Annotated in this window: 16 protein-coding genes; 9 read left to right on the top strand and 7 right to left on the bottom strand. The window is 50.3% G+C overall.

Annotated features, from left to right (window positions below):
* Positions 1 to 296: 296 nt before the first annotated feature.
* Positions 297 to 1,295: an AraC family transcriptional regulator gene (locus tag OCH80_RS02155; RefSeq protein WP_404537527.1), complete on the bottom strand. Its 999-nt coding sequence runs from the start codon at positions 1,293 to 1,295 to the stop codon at positions 297 to 299.
* A 130-nt stretch (positions 1,296 to 1,425) separates the two neighbouring features.
* Here OCH80_RS02155 and OCH80_RS02150 point away from each other — a divergent pair, with 130 nt between their 5' ends.
* Both OCH80_RS02150 and OCH80_RS02145 read left to right on the top strand, forming a co-directional pair.
* Positions 1,426 to 3,129, top strand: coding sequence for a glycoside hydrolase family 3 protein (locus OCH80_RS02150; RefSeq protein ID WP_404537525.1), 1,704 nt, complete (start codon positions 1,426 to 1,428; stop codon positions 3,127 to 3,129).
* A gap of 30 nt (positions 3,130 to 3,159) precedes the next feature.
* Entirely contained in the window at positions 3,160 to 5,958 is a 2,799-nt protein-coding gene (locus OCH80_RS02145; RefSeq protein ID WP_404537523.1) for a family 78 glycoside hydrolase catalytic domain, read from the top strand.
* A 61-nt stretch (positions 5,959 to 6,019) separates the two neighbouring features.
* Here OCH80_RS02145 and OCH80_RS02140 read toward each other — a convergent pair whose 3' ends face one another.
* Both OCH80_RS02140 and OCH80_RS02135 read right to left on the bottom strand, forming a co-directional pair.
* Positions 6,020 to 7,204, bottom strand: a complete 1,185-nt coding sequence (locus tag OCH80_RS02140) for a GGDEF domain-containing protein (RefSeq protein ID WP_404537521.1) — start codon at positions 7,202 to 7,204, stop codon at positions 6,020 to 6,022.
* Between the two features lie 707 nt (positions 7,205 to 7,911).
* On the bottom strand, positions 7,912 to 9,054 hold the full coding sequence (locus tag OCH80_RS02135) for a glycerate kinase (protein WP_404537519.1): 1,143 nt from the start codon (positions 9,052 to 9,054) through the stop codon (positions 7,912 to 7,914).
* A 206-nt stretch (positions 9,055 to 9,260) separates the two neighbouring features.
* On the opposite strand from OCH80_RS02135, the gene OCH80_RS02130 reads away from it, so the two are divergent.
* Complete coding sequence (locus OCH80_RS02130; RefSeq protein WP_404537517.1) at positions 9,261 to 10,301, top strand: CdaR family transcriptional regulator; 1,041 nt, start codon at positions 9,261 to 9,263, stop codon at positions 10,299 to 10,301.
* 54 nt (positions 10,302 to 10,355) lie between these two features.
* On the opposite strand, the gene OCH80_RS02125 is transcribed toward OCH80_RS02130, so the two are convergent.
* Entirely contained in the window at positions 10,356 to 11,072 is a 717-nt protein-coding gene (locus OCH80_RS02125) for a hypothetical protein (protein WP_404537515.1), read from the bottom strand.
* Between the two features lie 157 nt (positions 11,073 to 11,229).
* On the opposite strand from OCH80_RS02125, the gene xerS reads away from it, so the two are divergent.
* On the top strand, positions 11,230 to 12,309 hold the full coding sequence (gene xerS, locus OCH80_RS02120) for a tyrosine recombinase XerS (protein WP_404537512.1): 1,080 nt from the start codon (positions 11,230 to 11,232) through the stop codon (positions 12,307 to 12,309).
* Positions 12,310 to 12,362: 53 nt separating this feature from the next.
* Here the strand turns inward: xerS and OCH80_RS02115 are convergent, their stop codons facing one another.
* Together OCH80_RS02115 and OCH80_RS02110 are read right to left on the bottom strand one after the other, a co-directional pair.
* Complete coding sequence (locus OCH80_RS02115) at positions 12,363 to 13,649, bottom strand: dihydroorotase (protein ID WP_404537510.1); 1,287 nt, start codon at positions 13,647 to 13,649, stop codon at positions 12,363 to 12,365.
* Positions 13,649 to 14,656, bottom strand: coding sequence for an aspartate carbamoyltransferase catalytic subunit (locus OCH80_RS02110; protein WP_404537508.1), 1,008 nt, complete (start codon positions 14,654 to 14,656; stop codon positions 13,649 to 13,651). The genes OCH80_RS02115 and OCH80_RS02110 overlap by 1 nt, the downstream gene beginning before the upstream one ends.
* A 427-nt stretch (positions 14,657 to 15,083) precedes the next feature.
* On the opposite strand from OCH80_RS02110, the gene OCH80_RS02105 reads away from it, so the two are divergent.
* The 4 genes from OCH80_RS02105 to OCH80_RS02090 all read left to right on the top strand — a co-directional run bounded on the left by OCH80_RS02105 (position 15,084) and on the right by OCH80_RS02090 (position 18,011).
* Complete coding sequence (locus OCH80_RS02105; RefSeq protein ID WP_404537506.1) at positions 15,084 to 15,605, top strand: nitroreductase family protein; 522 nt, start codon at positions 15,084 to 15,086, stop codon at positions 15,603 to 15,605.
* Positions 15,606 to 15,995: 390 nt separating this feature from the next.
* Positions 15,996 to 16,811 (top strand): hypothetical protein, encoded by an 816-nt coding sequence (locus tag OCH80_RS02100; RefSeq protein WP_404537504.1) that lies wholly within the window; start codon positions 15,996 to 15,998, stop codon positions 16,809 to 16,811.
* Positions 16,804 to 17,397, top strand: coding sequence for a hypothetical protein (locus OCH80_RS02095; protein ID WP_404537502.1), 594 nt, complete (start codon positions 16,804 to 16,806; stop codon positions 17,395 to 17,397). Before OCH80_RS02100 ends, OCH80_RS02095 begins: the two co-directional genes overlap by 8 nt.
* Positions 17,398 to 17,417: 20 nt before the next feature.
* Positions 17,418 to 18,011: an ATP-binding cassette domain-containing protein gene (locus OCH80_RS02090; RefSeq protein ID WP_404537500.1), complete on the top strand. Its 594-nt coding sequence runs from the start codon at positions 17,418 to 17,420 to the stop codon at positions 18,009 to 18,011.
* 79 nt (positions 18,012 to 18,090) lie between these two features.
* On the opposite strand, the gene OCH80_RS02085 is transcribed toward OCH80_RS02090, so the two are convergent.
* Positions 18,091 to 18,717 carry a histidine phosphatase family protein gene (locus OCH80_RS02085; RefSeq protein WP_404537498.1) on the bottom strand — a complete coding sequence of 209 codons (627 nt, stop codon included), beginning with the start codon at positions 18,715 to 18,717 and terminating at the stop codon, positions 18,091 to 18,093.
* A gap of 402 nt (positions 18,718 to 19,119) precedes the next feature.
* On the opposite strand from OCH80_RS02085, the gene serC reads away from it, so the two are divergent.
* Positions 19,120 to 20,205: a 3-phosphoserine/phosphohydroxythreonine transaminase gene (gene serC / locus OCH80_RS02080; protein WP_404537496.1), complete on the top strand. Its 1,086-nt coding sequence runs from the start codon at positions 19,120 to 19,122 to the stop codon at positions 20,203 to 20,205.
* The last annotated feature ends 27 nt before the right edge of the window (positions 20,206 to 20,232 follow it).

The following is a 20,232-nucleotide window of genomic DNA, read 5'->3' as shown; positions in this document are numbered from 1 at the left end:
GCTTTGGACCAGATCAGAAAAAATCAGCAAAGCCGCTGATTTCTCAATGCTTGTAAGGAGTTATCTATTGCCCTGCTTAACAAGCAGGCTTAAGTCTCTTTCCAAAATTTGTTGCTATTTTTGTTGATTATGGACTCTGTAAAGAGCAAAAAGGCACCCAGCTTGACTGAGTGCCCTTCATTTTTACATAAAGCTTTTTTAAAACTATGTCATTTTTTCTAAAACAAGGATAGCAGCCGCCATTCGATTCGAACAGCCGATCAGCAAGTCATTGGTCTTCTATGTAGATTTCCCTGCTATTTCAGCATTTTCTCCCGGTATTCTTTTGGCGACAGGCCGAGGGTCTTCTTGAAGATTTTATAGAAGTAGGATGGGTTTTCGTAGCCAACCTTCTCAGCGATCTTTTCAATCGATGCGCTCGTATTGGCTAGGTATTCGGCAGCGACATTGACGCGCTGCAGGTGAACCAGCTTAATGAAAGTCAAGCCAGTATTCTTTTTAAGATATGAAGACAGGTAATTGGGATTAAAGCCAAAGTTCTTAGCCATCTCTTCCAAGGTGATAGCTGAGTAGTGCTTTTCAATATAAAGCAGCAGGTTCAGCAAATCGCTTTCCTGCTTCTCGCCAGTCGAGATGCTGATATCCTGCAGATAGGCAGCTCTGATCAGGCGCGAGAACAAGCTAAGCAGGTCAAAGCGAATGATTTGGTTGGATTGCACTTGGTTGGCGTAGTACTCCTCAATAATGTCATAGATAGTTTCAGCAATCTTGCGGTCGTGATTGATTTCAAACAGGCAATAGCGGCTTTCATGATTGTCATTGCTGCTCAAGAGTGAAAAAAGCATGCTGGAAATTGAGTTGGACGTTCCCGAGTGCAGCATGAAGTTCAAGTCGTTAAGTGAAAAAGCCGTATTCTTCAACGCAATGTTGACGACGATTGAGCCGGAATCAATATCCTTAACCCGGTGAGTCACTCCCTTGCCGACCATGATCACGTTCTCCTGGTCGACTTTGACCTCTTTGCCATTAATCACTAAAGTGCAGCTTCCCAGCAGCGGAGTCGTCATTTCGACATAATTGTGCTGGTGAAAGGGTATGTAGGAATGGTGCGGCTGGACCGAAAGACTAATCGAATGCGGATTTTCTTCCAGGCTGTCATCTAAAGTCGAATAGAAGCGGTAAATTGGCTTTTGGCCCACATAGCCGCAGATGTCGGCGTTAAAATTGTCCTTTAGCTCTTCCCAATCCCTAGGGCTGCTCTTGGCCCGCAATGATTCCAGTATTTTCAAATCCATAGGCTGATCCTCCTGCAAAATCTGTGAAATGAACACAAGTCTGGTTGACTTTAACTATGGTCCAACCAGATATATTAGCTTAGACTGAAAGCGTAATCAAGATAATTTTTTTGGGAGGCAATTTTTTAACATGGTAGATTTACGCAAGAAACCTTATTGCTTAAGCGATGAACAAGTCAGTTTCGTTGTAAAGCAAGTCAGTGAAATGTCGGTCGAAGACAAGATTGGTCAGCTCTTTTTCGTGATCGGTCAAGACGAGGATCTGGTCAATCTTGAAGACTTCATCAAAAAGTACCGTCCAGGCGGCATTATGTACCGGCCTGACGCAGCCGAAAAGATCAAGCGCGAGATTGCAGCCATGCAGAAGTTCAGCAAGATCCCAATGTTCGTGGCGGCTAATTTGGAAGCCGGCGGCAATGGGATCGTGAATGAAGGCACCCGACTGGGGATGCCAATGGAAATGGCGGCCACGGACGATCCAGAGGCTGCCTATCAGCTTGGCGCGGTCGCAGGCTATGAAGCCCACCAAGTCGGCTGCAACATGTCTTTTGCGCCAATCGTGGATATTGACAATAACTTCCGCAACCCGATCATGAACGTCCGTACTTTTGGCAGCGATAAGAACCGCGTCATCAAGATGTCCGATGCCCAAGTCAAGGGACTGGGCGAAAATCAGATCATTCCCGTCATCAAGCACTTCCCAGGCGACGGGGTGGATGAACGTGACCAGCACTTGGTCAGCTCGGTCAACTCCTTGTCTGCCGACGAATGGATGAATTCATATGGTCAAATTTACCACCATCTGATCGAAGGCGGCATCCCCAGCGTGATGATTGCCCACATCATGCAGCCAGCTTGGGAAAGAAAGCTGCAGCCGGGAATCGAAGACAAAGACCTGCGTCCAGCTTCCAGCTCCAAGCTCTTAATCGATGGCTTGCTCCGCAATGTCTTGCACTTCAATGGTTTAGCGATTACTGACGCGACCCCAATGATCGGCTACAATGCCGCCCTGCCGCGTAAAGAGCTCTTGCCGGCAACGATTAACGCGGGCATCGACATGATTCTCTTCAACAAGAACATTGACGAAGACTATGAATTCGTTCGTGAAGCCGTAGCTAATGGCACCATCTCCATGGCAAGAATTGATGAAGCCGTTACCCGTATCCTTGGGACCAAGCTGGCACAAAAGGTCATGAACCTTGATGGCCAGCTGGCCTCCCCTGCCCCAGAAATTCTGGATCTTAAGCGGGCAGAACATGAAAAAATTGCTGACGAAATCGCGGCTAAAGCCGTTACCTTGGTTAAGGACCGGGATCATCTGCTGCCTTTAACCCCGGAAAAATACCCGCGCATCCGCTTATATGTCCTGGGAGACAATGATGACGGCGGCTTCAAGGAAGGCGGCCGCGTCACTGATGAATTCAAGAAACGGCTGGAAGCAGCCGGCTTTGAAGTCACGCTTTATGATCGTCAGCACCTGGACTTCCATGAAACTTTCGAAGAAGGCGTTGAAGACGTCAAGAAGAAGTTTGACCTGGCCTTCTACGTGGCCAACGTGGAAACTGCCAGCAACCAAACCACCACGCGCTTGGACTGGATCCACCTGATGGCCGCCGATGCTCCTTGGTTTATGAAGTCAATTCCGACTGTTTTTGTTTCAACGGCTAACCCCTACCACCTCTTCGATATTCCGAACGTATCTACTTTCATCAACGGCTATACTGGCAACCGCGCAACGATTGACGCGATCATGCGCAAGCTGACTGGTCAGGAAGCCTTTGTTGGCAAGAGTCCGGTCGACCCATTCTGTGGCCGTTTTGATACCCGCTTGTAATCAGCAGTAATTCTAGAAAGAGATCAATCAATGAAAATCAGCAATATCCTGGTCAACCACATGCATGAGCCGGTTGGCTTTGAATTAAAAGACCTGCGGATTGAATTTGCCGTGGCGGATGCCAAAGCTGGTCAAGCCAAGAAGCACCTGGTCATTGCCGCCGCTGGCCAAAGCGTCTATGACAGCGGCTGGCTGGAATACGACAACAACGTCTTTGAGCCTGAGTTGGCTTTAGCACCGCGCACCCGCTATGAAGTGACCGTTTCAGTCAAGAGCGGATCAGCAGAAGCATCGGGCAGCAGTTATTTTGAGACTGGCAAGCAGGATGAGCCTTTTATTGGCCAATGGATTGGCAATAAGGACAAAAAGCTGCAAAACACTTTGCTCAAAAAGGACTTTACCCTGAAAAAGACGGTTGCCAGTGCCCGTCTTTACGCGACTGGGCTGGGCCTCTATGAAGCCTACCTCAACGGTGAAAAAATCGGCGATGAATACTTGGCGCCAGGCTGCACTGACTATACCAAATGGATTCAGGTCCAAACTTATGACGTGACGAGCGCGCTTAAGCAGCCAGGCCGCTTCACCCTCCTTTTCTCCTTGGGTGACGGCTGGTACAAGGGCAACATGGGCTTTGACGGGGGCCGGGAGGAGATTTACGGCGACCAGCAGCGCATGATTTGTGAACTCCGGCTGGCTTATGCAGACGGCAGCGAGGAAGTCATCGCGTCAGATGCCAGTTGGCTGACTGCCGAGGGACAAATCACCAAGTCCGCGATCTACTATGGTGAAGATTTTGACGCGACCAAGGAAGTCAAGGACTGGCAAGCAGCTGCCCTGCTCGATTATCCAGTTGACCTGCTTTGTGACCGCTTGAGCTTGCCTTTGACGGTTTCGGAATATCTGCCGGTTAAGGAAGTAATTGCCACGCCAGCTGCAGAAACAGTCCTTGATTTTGGTCAAAATCAAGCAGGCTGGATGGAATTCTACAACCGCGAGCCAAAAGGGACGGTCATCAAGTTTGAAGCCGGCGAAATTTTGCAAAAAGGCTGCTTCTACCGGGACAACCTGCGTCAAGCCCGGGCTGCCTTTGTCTATGTCTCGGATGGTCAAGAAGGCTGGGTTCGCCCGCACTTTACCTATTTTGGCTACCGCTACCTGCGCGTGAGCGGCTTGACCAGGAAAGTCAGCCAGGATGACTTCCGCGCGGCTGTCATCTTCTCCAAGATGGACCAAACTGGCCAAATCAAGACAAGCAACTCCAAGGTCAACCGCCTCTTCCAAAACGTCCAGTGGGGGCAAAAATCCAACTTCTTTGACGTGCCGACTGACTGTCCGCAACGCGATGAGCGCCTTGGGTGGACCGGGGATGCGGACATCTTCTCCAATACGGCTGCCTTGAACATGAATGTTTTTGAATTCTTCAAGAAGTATGCCCGGGACATGGCTGTTGAGCAGGATATGCATGACGGAATGCTGACGATGTATGCCCCTGACATGGGCGACCACTCAGGCGGCGCGGCCGTTTGGGGCGACGCGGCCACGATCGTGCCTTGGAACATGTACCAGGCTTATGGCGACAAGGCGATTTTGCGGCAGAATTATTCAGCCATGAAGTCCTGGCTTGCATGGGTCGGCCGTCAGACTAAAAGCAAGCATCTCTGGACTGGCTGCTTCCAGTTTGGGGACTGGCTGGCTCTTGATGGCGAAAATCCCGCCATGCCGACAGGCAAGACTGAAGAGGACTTCGTTGCTTCGGTCTACTATTACTACTCAAGCTGGATCATGAGTCAAACTGCTGCCCTGCTGGGGCATCCAGCAGATGCGGAAAAGTATGGCGAGCAAGCTCAAGCAATCAAGCAGGCCATCCAAGCAGAATACATTACTCAAAACGGACGCGTGGCAATTGATACCCAAACCGCGTATGCCCTCACTCTGTACTTCAAATTGGTCCCTGAAGACAAGCTCGGCCGCGTAGTCAATGACTTGGTCAAGCGTTTGGCCAAGGATGACGATCACTTGCAGACTGGTTTTGTCGGCACGCCGTTCATTTGCCAAGTCCTTTCCAAGTATGGCCGCCATAAGCTGGCAATGAAGCTGTTCATGAATGAGGACTACCCAAGCTGGCTTTATGCCGTCAATCTTGGTGCAACCACGGTTTGGGAGCGGTGGAACTCGGTCCTGCCAGACGGCTCAATTAACCCGCAAGGAATGAATTCCTTAAATCACTACTCAATCGGGGCCATCATGGAATGGGGCTACCGCTACCTGCTGGGCATCAGTGACCACGCCCCTGGATACCAGAAGCTGGTCTTCGCCCCGCAGTTTGACTACCGCCTCAAGCGAGTAAGCGGCAGCTATGAATCAAGCTATGGCAAATTCAGCGTGGCTTACCAGATTGAAAGCGATGACGAGCATACCATCAAGCTCAGCCTTGACGTGCCATTTGGTCAGACCGTTGAAGTTCGCCTTCCCCGCGCGGCAAAGAACGGCGTTTTGGTCAACGGCGAGCTTCGTTCTAATGGCAACTTCAAGCTCAGCGCTGGCCACTACGAGCTGACCTACCAGCCAGATGAAGACTATATTGAGCGCTACAGTCTGGAGAGTCCAATTGGCGAAATCATGCAGGATGAAGCGGTTGTCAGCAAGCTTGCCCAGGTTGCTGAGGTGATCAACTTCTTCAGAGATCCTGGCAACCGGGAGAATTTTGGCAAGATGTCCCTGCCGCAAGTTGCCAACGTGCTGCCATTTATCAACATCGATGCCGCGACGATGAAGCAGATTTCCGCAATCCTGACCGCGACCCCTATTCTGGCTGAAAGAACAAAATAGAGAATTAAGACAAAAAATCAGTATCGCTGCAATCGAGATGATTGCTGGCAATACTGATTTTTTATTGATTATGTTGTTTGGCCTCAATGCCTGACAAAGTACCGTCTTGACCATTGTCCGTCGTGTCATAGCGATGACTTCTTTTGCCAGAATACATCATCCGGTCAGCCTTTTTGAACATGTCGGTCAAGTCAAGATCAGTCAGTGGCTTGCCGCTGCAAAAGCCCACGGTCACGGTGACCCGACCGGCAACTCCGGCAAATTTCTGACTCATGATCTCGGTTTGCAGCGAAATCAAGGCTTTGCGGAAGTCAGGCTCAGGCAAGCGGCTGATGATTAAGAATTCATCCCCGCCGTAGCGGTAGCCCTGGTTTGGAAAGTACAGGCTGATCAGCTGGCCGCAGCGGTGAATGGCCTCATCCCCGCAAGCATGGCCAAAAGTGTCATTGACGTGCTTGAAGTCGTCTACGTCCAATAAGGCTACGCAGGTTTGGTGGTTCAAATAGCTGTTGATGTCTTCTTGCAGTGCAAAGCGGTTCTTCAAGCCAGTCAGCTGATCGCGCAGGCTGTTTTTGCGCCAAAGCTCCTTTTCGTCTTGAGTCAGCACGATCGTAAGATTGCTTAAGCCGACGACCATGACAAAGTTGGAGATTCTAATCTGAAGCAGATTGTCGACAAGATAGGTCAGTCCATAGGCAATCGTGCTCCAGAGGGCGATCTTGAATTCCCGCCCAAGCAGCTTTTTGTGCCGGAGGATGACGGCAATCGTCATTACGACATAGGTCTCAAGCTCGATATTGAACAAAATATGCAAGGGTCCGTGAACGTATTCGCCAGTCGGCTTGATCACATACAGCATTGGCTGCAGCTCCGGAAGCAGCAAGAAGGTCAAGACCACGAGCGCTGGTGCCATGAACAGCAGCTGCTGCCAAAGGGAATATTTTTGGCCATCGTTCTTGAGGGTCAAAAACATGTAGAAGAGCTCAAAAATGATGATCACATGGAGCAAGTGGGCTGTCAGGTTGGTTATGCTGACAAAGTTGAAATCATGCTCCATTGGCTCATTGCGCAGGACAGTGCCTGCCGTCTTAATCAGTGAGTAGCAAGAGATCAGCAGGGACATTACCATGATCACGTAGTAGGTTTTTGTCTTGTGCTTGTAGTAGATTGTCAATGCTGCAAAAAGTATCGCCGACAGAATCGCGGCCGGCATGTCAAAGTAGAACAGCAAGTTCGGGTTGCTCATATTTATCATTCCTTTATGCTTAGCTACTTTAATTATATACTTCTACAGGCTTTAATATTTCTTTTTCTTGCAAAACAAAACAAGTATTGTCTTATATAGATAATCGTATGCCGGTCAATCACCCTAGCTGAAAAACAAAAAATTCCTGAAAAGCAGCTGTGCATTGAATTCAGCTTGCTATTCAGGAACGAGTAACAGTTACGTCGTATTCAGTTTTTCTCATTATGATGGTGGTAACACCTCTTTCAAATCAGATGTGAGACTTACATTTTCCAACAGCGGTACATCGGAACCAACCTTGATTTGCAAATCAGCCCTGATGATTAAACTTAAATTTTATGGTGGTAACAGTCCCTTCTATCATTTATTAGAATTTGCTATCCTACCATTACTGCCCATCGGACCCATCTCCTTTTCGAACTAAGTAAGTTCTGGCGATTAAGATGCTTAAGTTTCTGGTGGAGTGTCCTCCTTTCTTTTTTGTACTTTAATCTTATCACATTTCTTTCATAATACAAGCGTAAGCGCTTGCTGCTTTTGAGAAGATGCTTCGATAAACAAGCCAAAAATGCCTAAGATGAGAAACTATTTTAAGCAGCGATTGGGCAAAAGCTTTGCTTTTTAGTTTATGACCAGTCCAAAAATAAATATAAAAATATTTTAGCCGTAAAAGAGCCGCATCCCTGCTTAGGAATGCGGCTCTGTCTTTATTTGACTGATTTGATGACTCTGGCAATGTTCTCGCAGGTCCGCGTGACGTTTGCCGGACCATGCTTGAGCGCGTCAGGCAAAGAGCAGACCGTGTCCAGGATGCCAAAAATAGCGTCGAAGCCAGCATCGTAAAGGCTGTCGATCCCCTCGCCCAGGCTGCCGGCGACCGTGTACACGGGGATGCCCCGCTTGCGGGCAACTTGAGCTACGGCATATGGCGTTTTGCCGAACTTGGTCTGGAAATCGGTGCCGCCTTCGCCGGTGAAGACGAAATCGGCATCTGCCAGCTGCTCTTCTAAGTGATTCTCGGCAATGACGATCTGTGCCCCAGGTTGAGTCTGGCAATTGGTAAAGGCCATGAGCCCGGCCCCTAGACCGCCTGCTGCCCCAGCACCTGGCTCATGTTCAACGTCTCTGCCGATAGATTCACGGATAACGGCTGCATAGTGGGCCAGGTTCTGATCCAGCCGCGCGATCATCTCTGGCGTGGCCCCTTTTTGCCGGCCAAAAACGCGTGAAGCCCCATTTTCGCCAGTCAATGGGTTGGTTACGTCACTGGCTAACAGCACTTCAGCCGTCCGCAAGCGCGGGTCAATCTCACTGGCATCCAGCTTGGCCAGCCTTCCCAAGGCGCCGCCGCCAAAAGGCAGCGCTTGTCCTTCTTGATCAAGCAGCTTGACCCCTAAAGCTTGGGCCATTCCTGCCCCGCCATCATTGGTCGCGCTGCCGCCAAGGCCAATGATCAGCTTCTTGACCCCGCGGTCCAGGGCATCTTTGATCAGCTGGCCAGTACCATAAGTCGTGGTCACCAGGGGATTTCTTTTCTCCGGCGGCAGGAGCTCCAATCCTGAAGCCTGCGCCATTTCAATTACCGCGCAGGTGCCATCATTGATCAGGCCGTATTGAGCAGCCGTTTCGTTCTTGCCGTCAGGTCCAAGCACGCTCACGCTCCGCTTTTCGCCATGGTTGGCGGCGACTAAGGCATCTACTGTCCCTTCGCCTCCGTCGGCCATGGGCACTTCAACGATCTCTGCGTCTGGAAAGACTTTTTTGATTCCTTGGGCCATGGCGTGGCAGACCTCCTTGGCCGTCATGCTCTCTTTAAATGAGTCCGGTGCTAGTACGAATTTCAGTGCCATTTTTTGCTCCTTTGTCTGTTGCTTTTCTTGAATCGTTATGCTTATTGTTTCTTTTCACTTCCTTTATTTTAGCACCTGCCAGCAAGCAGTTTTTTGTGCATTTGTCCAAAATCTATGGTAAATTATTGGACAAAAGCTGGCGTTATTTAGCAATAGCTACAAATTGCCAGCTTGGCCATCTCTTAAGGAAGAAGGGAGAGCGTTACATGAAGCTGGATCAAGAGTTAGCGCAAAAGATCGTCACGCGCATGATGCAAGAAATTCCCTATAACATCAACGTAATGGATGAAAACGGGGTAATCATCGCCAGCGGTGAGGCTGACAGAATTGGTCAAAGACACGTCGGTGCTGGCCGCATCTTAAAGAGCCAGCAGATTGAGGTGATGAGCCAAGCTCTTGGAGAGGCTGGCCAGCCTGGCGTCAACATGCCAATTATCGTCAATCAGCACCTAGTTGGCGTTGTTGGGATTACTGGCGATCCAACTGCAGTCAAGCCCCTGGCGAGGCTGCTCAAAACCAGCACTGAGCTGCTGCTGGAGCAACAAGAGCTTGCACGGGTGCGCAAGGAATACGACCGGCGCCTGGAGCGCTTCTTGTTTCAGTGGAGCGAGGCGCGAGGGGAACTCGAGACCAATTATGATCTGATGAATGCCGCCGAACGGCTGGGCATCGATTTAATGAAGCCCCGGCGGGCGGTGGTCTTGATCTGCGCGAAAACAGACCTGCCCCACTTTAGCCTTGACCCGGATGATTATTTCTTGAACTATGCTCACGCCCAGCAGCTCTTTTTTGTCAGGGATGAGCAGGCAATCCAGAAACTGCGCGGCTGGGCGAAAAAACACGCCATCCCCTTGGGCATCGGGTCTGCCAGCCGCAAGCTTGGCCAGTCAATTGCGGAGGCCAAGCAGGTGATCAATTTTCACAAGTTCATTCCAGAATTGGCAATTGATGTCTACGATGAGCTCCAGTTTGACCTGAACCTGCTCAGCAATCCCCTCAGCCAGGAGCAAGCTGTCATTGACCGCTTAAAGGGCCAGCAAGATGAGCTGACGGCCACTTTGCTGACCTATATCAAAAACAATTGTCACGTCAGTCAGGCCGCGGATGAGCTGCACATTCACCGCAATACGCTCAAGTACCGCTTGAACCGGTTCAAAGAACTTACCGGTCTTGACCCGCTAAACACCCGCCAGCTGTTTAAAATTTATGCAATCCTGCTCAAGCTGCGGCAAGAAGAACGCGAATAGCAACGAAAAATGCAAGGGCTCTGATCCCTTGCATTTATTGCTTTATTTAATTGACTAACGGTCGTAGATCGTATCCGGCACGACGACAAAGGTATCCGCGTCTTTGCCAACGAAGGCGCCGCGAACCATCAAGCGTCCGCCAACCGTGATCCCGTTCCCGTACTCGAGCAGCCGGTCGCTGTCGCGGTCGAAATACTTGACCAGGACGGTCCCGCCATCATCCATTCTAAGCGTGACCTGGCTTTCGCCCAAGCTGGTCTTGTTCTCCAAGACCGTCCCGCCAAAAATGACCTCCTGATTAAGCCATTTTTCCGCTTTGGCATCCCATTCCGGCGTGCTCTTGACCGGGTAGGCCAAGTCATCCTCAACCGGATTGAACAAAAGCAGGCGGTCTTCACAGGCCGGCACCATCTGGTTCAAAACCCGCAGCAATTCCTGCATGTCCGGCTGCAGGGGCGAAAATTCGGTAATCGTGTTCATGGTCTTGCTGGAATTTTCAAACAATTGCACTTTCAAGTAGTCATCCGCCGCATCCCGGTAGTCGCGGATTTCGTGCGTGATCTTTTCCAGCAACTGGCCGGCTTGCGCGAAGCAGGCCGCGAACTTCTGGCTGTCGGTCTTGTACGACCAGGTGAGCAAGGCCTTGCCGTCTTCTTGGTGCCCCAATTCTTCTTGCAAAAAACCGCTCTCCAAGGTCAAGCGCTCAAACCAGTTGTTAGCCCCTTCTTGGTAAGTTGGGCCGGCCTCTAAAATAATCTTCGTTGCCTTCAATTTTTGCTACCTTCCTTCTGCAGTCTATTATAGCGCGCTGGGCAAAAATGGCTGCCTGAATTGCCCGAACTTGCATTCGCCTCGGTTTTCTAGTATCCTTTGACATAGAGAACGACGATCAAATGTTTGTGTCAAAAAGAAGATTAGTGAGGCGAGTATGGAAACCAAGAAATATTTGTCGCTGATTGACCAAGAGCTGGCCAAGATGCCCGACTTCGTGCGCGACTACCAGTTGCAAAACCGGCATTCTTTGACCACCAGCTACCAATATCTGACTGAAATCCGCCGCTTCTTTGACTGGCTGCGGACTGAAGGCCTGGCTAAAGCCACATGCAATCAGGAAATCGTCCCTTCTGACTTGGAGCGGCTGCGCCGGAGCGACATGATGCTCTACCTGGATCGCTTAAGCCATACCAAGAACCAGCAGGGACACCTTAATTCGCCGACCACGGTCAACCGCTCCATCAATGCCCTGCGCTCGCTCTTTAAATTCCTGACCATTACTTCAGAAGACAACAACGGCAAGCCTTATTTTGACCACAACGTGATGCTCAAAGTCAAGTCCCTGGCCTACACCAAGACCCTGAACTACCGGGCCCATGCCCTTGAAGCCCATATGTACACGGGAGACTTGAAGTATCAGTTTTTGGACTTCTTAGACAAGAAATATGAGGGTCTGTGCAAGGCCAGAGCCCTTTCAGCCTTTCGCCAGAACAAGGAGCGGGACATGGCGATCGTGGCCCTGATTCTGGGAACGGGCATCAGAGTTTCGGAATGTGCTGGGATTGACCTGAAAGACCTCAACCTGAAAGAAGCCACATTAGACGTGACCCGGAAGGGCGGCCAGCGGGACAGCGTCCCAATTGCCTCCTGGACCCTGCCTTATCTCAAAGCATATGCAGCCTTGCGGGAACGCCGCTACCGCCCGGAAAAGGACAACCGGGCCTTCTTCTTGACCAACTATCACGGCCAGTGCCGGCGAATGACCACCAACGCCATTGAAAAGATGGTTGGCAAATACTCAGCCGCCTTCGGCCATCCCCTGACCCCGCATAAGCTGCGCCATACCGTGGCTTCCGAGCTTTACCAGGTAACAAAGGACCAGGTCATGGTAGCCCAACAGCTGGGTCAAAAGGGCACGACCGCGACCGACCTCTATACCCACGTCGACCAGACCGAGCAGCGCCGGGCTTTGAACGCTATCGCTGATCAGGACCAAAACAAACCGCGACAATAATACAGAAAAGCGCATCCCCCTAAGCAAGGGATGCGCTTTTCTGTATTTATTTGCTAGTCGGCCAAGTGCCTGTTCTTGTAGACCAGCTTGCCGCTGACGAAGGTCAGCGCCGTCATGCCGTAGACTTCTTCGCCAGTAAATGGGGTATTTCTCCCCTTTGACAGATATTCGTCTTCGTTGATGGTCTCCGCGTGGTCCAGGTCAAAGACCGCGATGTCGGCTTCCTTTCCTGGAGCCAGCACGCCCGCGTCAAGGCCAAAGAGCTTGGCAGGCTGGTAGCTCATCAGGTCCAAGAGCAGCTCCAGGTCCATCGCCCCGCTCTTGACGAACTTGGTGTAAAGGCAGGCAAAGGCCGTTTCATTGCCGATAATGCCAAAAGCTGCCTTGCGCATGTCTCCGGCCTTTTCTTCCAGGCTGTGCGGCGCGTGGTCGGTGGCGATCAGGTCAATCGTGCCATCAAGCAGGCCATCGATCAGGGCAGCCTGGTCTTCCACGCTTCTCAAAGGCGGATTCATCTTGTAGTAGCCGTTGTTGCCATTGATGTCTTCTTCGCTGAGCAGCAGGTGGTGCGGCGCGGCTTCAGCAGTAACGTTGATCCCGTATTCCTTAGCCAGGCGGACCAGCTCAACGCTTTCCTTGGTTGACACGTGGCAGACGTGGTAGTGGACGCCAGTTTCCTGGGCCAGGATCAGGTCGCGGGCTACCTGGGCTGATTCACTCACGCCCAGGATCCCTGGCAGGCCAAGCTCTTCAGCCCGCTTGCCGGCATTCATGACCCCCTTGTGGTAGAGAGAGTCGTCTTGCACGTGCTCGCAGATCGGCAGGCCAACCTTGGCGGCCAGCTTCATGGCATCATACATGGTCCCGGCCTGCTGGATCCCCTTGCCATCATTGCTGAAGGCAAAAGCACCAGCTTCCTTGAGCCCTTCCATGTCGACGACTTCATCACTGGTCAGGTCCTTGGTGATTGCCGCGTATTGGTACAAGTGGACCAGGCTGCTTTTCTGGTTCAGCTCAACCTGCTTCTTGAAGGTCTCCACGTCGTCTGGAACCGGGTCAACGTTTGGCATGGTGCAGACCGTTGTAAAGCCGCCTCTGGCAGCACCGGCAGACCCAGTCTTGATCGTTTCCTTATAAGTGAAGCCAGGCTCTCTGTAGTGTTCGTGAATGTCTACCAGACCTGGGGCAACCAGCTTGCCCTTGAGGTCAATGATTTCGTCTGGCTGGTCAGCTTCTAAGCCAAAGCCGATCGCTTTGATCTTAGTTCCGGCAATCAGCAAATCTTCCTTGTGGAGCTCGCCATCGATGTAGACCAAGCCGTTTTTCAAAAGAGTTGACATTATTCAAGTCCCCCAATCTTCCGTCCGCGCAGGACGGCTTCAATCATGGCCATTCTGACGAAGACCCCGTTTTGCATCTGGACGGCGTAGCGCGACTTAGGCGCCTCAACCAGGTTCCCGTCCCATTCAACGCCGCGGTTGATTGGACCTGGGTGCATGATGATCGCGCTGTCCTTCAGCAAGTCGTATCTTCTTTGATTCAGGCCGTATTGTTCGTTGTAGGCAGCCGGGTCAAACAGCTCTTCCGTGTTGTCGCTGTCGCTGGTGTGGCGTTCGTGCTGCACCCGCAGGAGCATCAAGACGTCCACGTCGGCAATTTCGTCATCAATGTTCTTGACATAGGTGCCGTAGTCGCCAAATTCCTTTGGGTCATACCAGTATTCTGGACCGGAGAAGTAGACCTTGGCCCCCAGCTTGTTCAGGATTTCCATGTTTGAGCGGGCAACGCGGGAGTTGGTCAGGTCGCCGACGATCATGACCTTTAAGCCGTCAAAGTGGCCAAATTCGTTGTAGATGGTCATCATGTCCAGCATGCTTTGTGAAGGGTGCTGGCCGGAACCGTCACCGGCATTGACCAAGCCCATCTGAAGGTGCTGACCGGCCTTTGGATGAATGATCTCATCGTAGTAGGCGTTCTTTGAGTGGCGGATGACGCTGAGCTCAATGCCAAGCGATGCCATGGTCAGCTCGGTGTCGTAGAGGCTTTCACCCTTTTTGACTGAAGAGTGCGCTGGATCGAATGGAATAGCGGTCAAGCCCAGGCGGCGTTCAGCAACTTCAAAGCTCGTGTGGGTTCTGGTGGAGTTTTCAAAAAACATGTTGACGCAGAAGACCGGCCGGCTAAGCTTCGGCACGGCTCCGCCTTTCTTGAAGTACTGAGCCCGGTGGATCAGGTTGAAGACGTCCTCGACATCCAATTGTTCTACACTGACGAAGTATGGCAGGCGAAGCAGCTTGTCGTCCTTGCCGGCATTAGTAGCATTTTGGTCCTTGGTAACTGATAACAATTTTGCAACTTCCTTTCGAGCTAATTGAGCTGGCACAAGCAAAAAGACCATCCTGCCCCGCGTGGGTGCAAGATGGTCTTCCTCAATTCCGTCCGCGCCACTGGCTGATGCTGGCGGAAATAGCAGCTGACGCTGACAATAATCCGGACAATTGCCGAAATTGGTGCTGCCTTTGTCTGCTGAATGAGCAACCTTCTTAGTCTCACGGGGCTAATTTTAAAGGTCATTTTGCGTTTTCTTAACTATATGATTTTTGCTGATTTTAGTCAAGCACTTTCGCGGGATTTTTCCAAAAGGCAACGTGATTTAAAATAACTTATTATTTCTTTAGCAAAGGCTTAAAGCTTCTTAATGCGTTTTCAATTAAAGCTGTTGTATAATTTTAAGCAGAAGGAACTTTGTGATCGCGATAGGAGGTAAATTCTATATGAAATTCAAGAAATTGCTTAAGAGTCGCAAGACTGTCCGAACCTACACGGGCAAGGCAGCCGACAAGAAAGATCTGCAGAAGATACTGGAAGCTGGGGAATACGCGCCAGCAGCCATGGGCAAATACGAAAACTATCTGTTTACAGTAGTCACTGACAAGAAGCTTTTGAAGGCGATTGATCAAGAAGCTGCCATGATGTTTGGCGATCTCCACTCCCACCCTCTTTATGGGGTGCCAACCCTGATTCTGGTCTCAGCCAAGAAGGTCGATGAAATGGCTTGGGCCACTGCCGGCATTATGGGCCACAACATGGTCTTGGCTGCGGAAGACAAGGGCTATGGCGCATGCTACATTTACGGGGCAGTCGCTGCCCTGCGCAACCACCCAGAAACCATTGCTGACCTGGACCTGCCAGACGGCTTCACGCCGCTTTGCGGGGTTGGCGTCGGTGAAACGGAAGAAGAGCTGGAAAAGCGCGACATTGACAAGAAGCGCGTTGGGATTACTGAAGCCGAGTAAAAATAACGAATATTAACACTAAAAGCCTGGATGCTGGCTCAATGTCAGCAAGTTAAGCCAAGGCTTTGAGACGCTCATCTAAATTAGATGAGTGTCTCTTTTTTTAGACATGCCTGATATGCGGCTATTTGCCTGATTTATTGAATTTTGCCAAAAATATTCACCCATGCTATCATTGAACTGATTTGAAGAAGAACAAGCTTTAAGAAAGAAGATGTCCAGACTAAGTAAGCTTTTACTCAAAGCGTTAATTTCTTTAGTTGCAGTCTGTGTGTTAGGTGCTATTCTCACTTCTGCCTCTCGACCAGAGTAAAGCTGCACTTCAGCACGGACTATAAATAAAGTAAGAGAGGCGGTCAGCCTCTCTTTTGTTTTTGAAGGAGCAATAAATTGAGTCGTTCAAGGAAAATCGCCATCTTTCTGGTTTGCCTTTATCTAATATTGGTAACCTGGCAGATTTTTTATGAAATCAGTCAAAATAAGATCGTCCGTTTTGATCCTGATAACTTCTTGTATATGTTTTTCGGTATTCAGTTTGGTGGCGTGTTAGACGATGCATTCTCTTTATACTTATTTGAATTTTCGCTGATACCTGTAATAGGATCAGCGCTCGCCGTCTTTATCAAAAACAACAATTCATTTTCAAACTACCAGCAGCGGTCGGGCTATCAAGGCTATCTTAAAACAGCCTGCTTAAGAGCTTTTGGCACCGGCTTTGGTCTGGCTGTGCTGATCAATATCTATCAAATGATTATTATCAGCCTCTTTTACAGTCCTTTTGTCTACCAAAATCCCAGTTTTTTCCTTTGGGACAATTCCGGTGGCGTTTCTCTTTCACAGAATAGCTTGGTAGCTTTAATTCTGTATGTTTTAATGTCTGCCATCGGCTGGGGCAGTTTTTCCTTACTTATCCTTGCAGTTGGCCTTTGGATCAAGAAAAACAGCCTGTACTTGGTAAGCGGTACTATTATTATGTTGATCTGCATCTTAACTCCTACACTTATAATTGCCAACAGTGGTCCCTTATTGATCTTATCAGATATGTTTTTCCTGCCAAACATCATGTCTCCAGGCCTGTTATCGTTCGTAAATGCTCATCAGCCATTCAATGTCTACGGCCTTTACTTCTTGACCCTGGCCACTTACCTGTTGGTAGCTGCCGGCCTAATCAGATTCTGGTATCTGAAGAAGGTGCAAAATGGCTGATATTAACCTCGAGCTTCTGCCCCAAACCAAACGCTTCCGCGGACTTAGCCTGGCCTTGATCTTCATCCTGTCCATCGGTGCCTGCATCTATCCACTGTACGCCATAAAGGAAAGAGACATTGTCTATTTCTTCTTGTACAACAACCTACTTTCCCTGTATCTGCAGACCTTTGTCCTCTTGATCATTTTCGGGCAGATTCTCAAAGTCCGCCCCATCGCTGTCTTTCTTGGCATCCGCCAGGCTGAAACTGGACTGGTAAAGAAGCTGCTCCAGGTAATACTGCTGGACATCCTGGTCATGACGGTTGGCTTGGCTATTCCCTACCTGCTCAGCGTTCGCCACTACTTCAGATGGGGCAGTCCGGCCCTGGGCAGTCTGCTACTCTTCTTGCACCTGCTCTGCTTTGCCCTGTGTGCTTTCTTCATGATTTTGAGCTTACGTGTCAGCCACCCCTGGCTGATCTTCATCATCGCCATTGCCGTGATCATGCTCTATCACTACAATCTGGAGCAGTCCACCCTTTTGTCCAAGTACAGTATTCTCTTTGACCCCTTATACCGGGCCACCCACTATATCTACTTCTGATTTTTGCTTTTGGAGGAAAAATGTTACAGGTTACTCATGTCAGCAAAAAATTCAAAGACGCCGATGTCCTGAAAGACGTCTCATTAACCGTCAAGCCTGGTGAATTGATCCACATTGTTGGGATCAATGGGTCAGGCAAGTCAACTTTGTTCAAGATCATCACCGGCCTGCTTAAGGCCGACAGTGGCACGGTCAGCCTGGACTCTGGCGACGTGATCGGCGCCTTGATCGAGAACCCCGGCTTTCTGGAATATGAAACCGCCTGGGCCAACCTGCGCTTCTTGGCTAATGTCCACCACAAATTCCAAGCCGACAAGGTCAAGAAGCTGCTCACTGATTTTGATCTGGATCCGAACAGCCAGCAAGCTATTGGCAAATACTCCATCGGCATGCGGCAGAAAGTCGGCATCGTCCAAGCCATCATGGAAGACCAAAACATTATTCTTTTGGATGAGCCAACCCGGGGCATCGACAAGAAAGGCGTCAAGCAGTTTGTCGACTTGCTTGAACGGCTGAAAGCCGAAGGCAAGGCAGTAGTCGTTGCCAGCCATGATGACATTCCTGGCTTGGTCTATGACCGGACCTTGACCCTGGAAAACGGGGTACTGAAATAATTCCATTATGAAAAAATGAAACCAGCCCAAGCGACAGCTTGAGCTGGTTTTTAGTTTAAGCAGGTCTTTGGAAAGAAATTTAGAACACGCTTGCCGCAATTCGGTTGTAGTAGACCAAGTGCTGCTTTTGCGTGAGCGGGTCGACCATGATTTTGGTTACCGAGCAGTTGTCGGGCTCAAGGATCTCCAAGCCGCTGCCATTGGTGGCGTTGATGGCAAAAGAGCGGACCGTGAAGCCATGAGTCACGACCACGATCTTTTCATCAGGGTGCTCGCGGGAAATTTCGGCCGTAAAGTCAGCGACCCGCCTTTCAACGTGCTTGAAGCTCTCAGCCCCTCTTGCCCCATGGACGTAATCTTCAACGACATCGTTGACCAGACTGGAGAAGTACTGCGGATATTGCGCCATTAATTCAGCGTTGACCTGGCCATCCCATGAGCCATAAGAGATCTCCAGGAGCCGCTCATCCAGCTCAAGGGGCAGCTGGGCCTTTTCATTGAGGATCTTGGCCGTCTCCTGGGTGCGGACCAGGGGGGAGACATAGATGCGGTCAAAGCCACTGATATCGAAATGTGCCGCCAGATTGGCGGCTTGCTCCTTGCCCAGACTGGTCAGGTAGGTTTGCGGACTGTTGATCGTCCCTTGCTTGAGGCCCGCCTTGTTGGCGGAAGTTTGTCCATGACGGACGATGTAAAAAGTAGTCATATTGCTCCTCCTTGGGTAGCTTGCAGAATGATTTTCTTCTTTTCGTACAAAAATATTATACCAAAATTAAAAAGATGTTGACTTTTCTAATTTGTATTTTATAATAGAAGCAATCACATTGAAGGGAGAATTGATTATGTTACTGAACTTACACAAACATCTACAATATCGTTCCTCCTCCCAGTCTTCTTCCCCCAAGTAGAAGGCTGCAATTTGTGATGGCCTTTCACTACTTAAGCATCAACAGTAAACAGTGAGGCCTGTAACAACTCCAACATAACATTTGTAAGACAGAGGGTGCTCACGCAAGCTGAGTGCCTTCTGTTTTTTGTTTCTGTTGTTCTTATTTGCTTGATTTTGGAAAATTATTGAATTGACTTTTTTGAGAAAGGATTTGTTATCATGACGACCTATAACTTCGCGGCGGGACCAGCCATGCTTCCCGTAGAGGTAATTGCCCAGATTAAAGCTGACTTGCCTGACTACAAGGGCAGCGGAATGAGCGTAATGGAGATCTCACATCGGTCTCCTCTCTACATGGACCTTTATGAGGAAACCAAGGCTGACATGCTTGAAATCATGGGCCTTGACCCGGAAAAGTATGACGTCCTCTTCCTGCAAGGCGGGGCAACCCAGCAATTCACCCTGGTGCCGTTGAATCAAGCCAGAAAGTTCCACCGCATCGCGGTCGTTGACAGCGGCCACTGGGCCCAAAGAGCCGCTGAAGACGCCAGCAAGGTTCCTGGCATGAGCGTGGACACGGTAGCAACAGCCAAGGACAACAACTACACTGCCGTGCCAAAGATCCCCGTTGAATTCGCTCATGACTACGACTACCTCCATATCACGACTAACAACACGATCATGGGGACGGCCTACCGGGACGCCGCCGTGCCTAAGCTGGACCTGCCTTTGGTTGCCGACATGTCATCAAACTTCCTGGGCGAGCAGTATGACTTCAGCAAGTTTGACCTGATCTACGCGGGCGCCCAGAAGAACCTGGCCCCTGCCGGCTTGACGGTCGTCGTCTTCAAGAAGGACTGGGTCCACAAGAATGATGATTTGGCAGGACTGTTCGACTACGCGACCGAAGCCAAGAAGAAGTCAGCCTTGAACACGCCGCCAGTCTTCCAAGTCTACGTGGCGGGCCTAGTCTTGAAGTGGATCAAGAGCAAGGGCGGCTTAAAGGGCATTGAAGCCTTGAACCAGGAAAAGGCCAAGACCTTGTATGACTGCCTGGAAGCCAGCGACTTGTTTGCAAGCAAGGTTGACCCGGCCAGCCGGTCCTTGATGAACGTGCCATTCGTCACTGGCGACAAGGAACTGGACCAGGAATTCGTCAAAGCAGCCGCTGCCCACCACCTGCTCAACCTCAAGGGGCACCGCTTGGTTGGGGGGATGCGCGCAAGCATCTACAACGCGATGCCGCTTGCGGGCGTTCAGGCTTTGTGTGACTTCATCCAAGAATTTGAAGACCAGCACAAGTAAAGCATAGCAGACAAACAGCTAGATTAT

The organism is Lactobacillus sp. 23-2 (assembly GCF_044902225.1).
Classification (GTDB): domain Bacteria; phylum Bacillota; class Bacilli; order Lactobacillales; family Lactobacillaceae; genus Lactobacillus; species Lactobacillus absianus.
The sequence above is the reverse complement of the archived record's forward strand: the minus strand, read 5'-3'. Positions and strand labels throughout refer to the sequence as shown.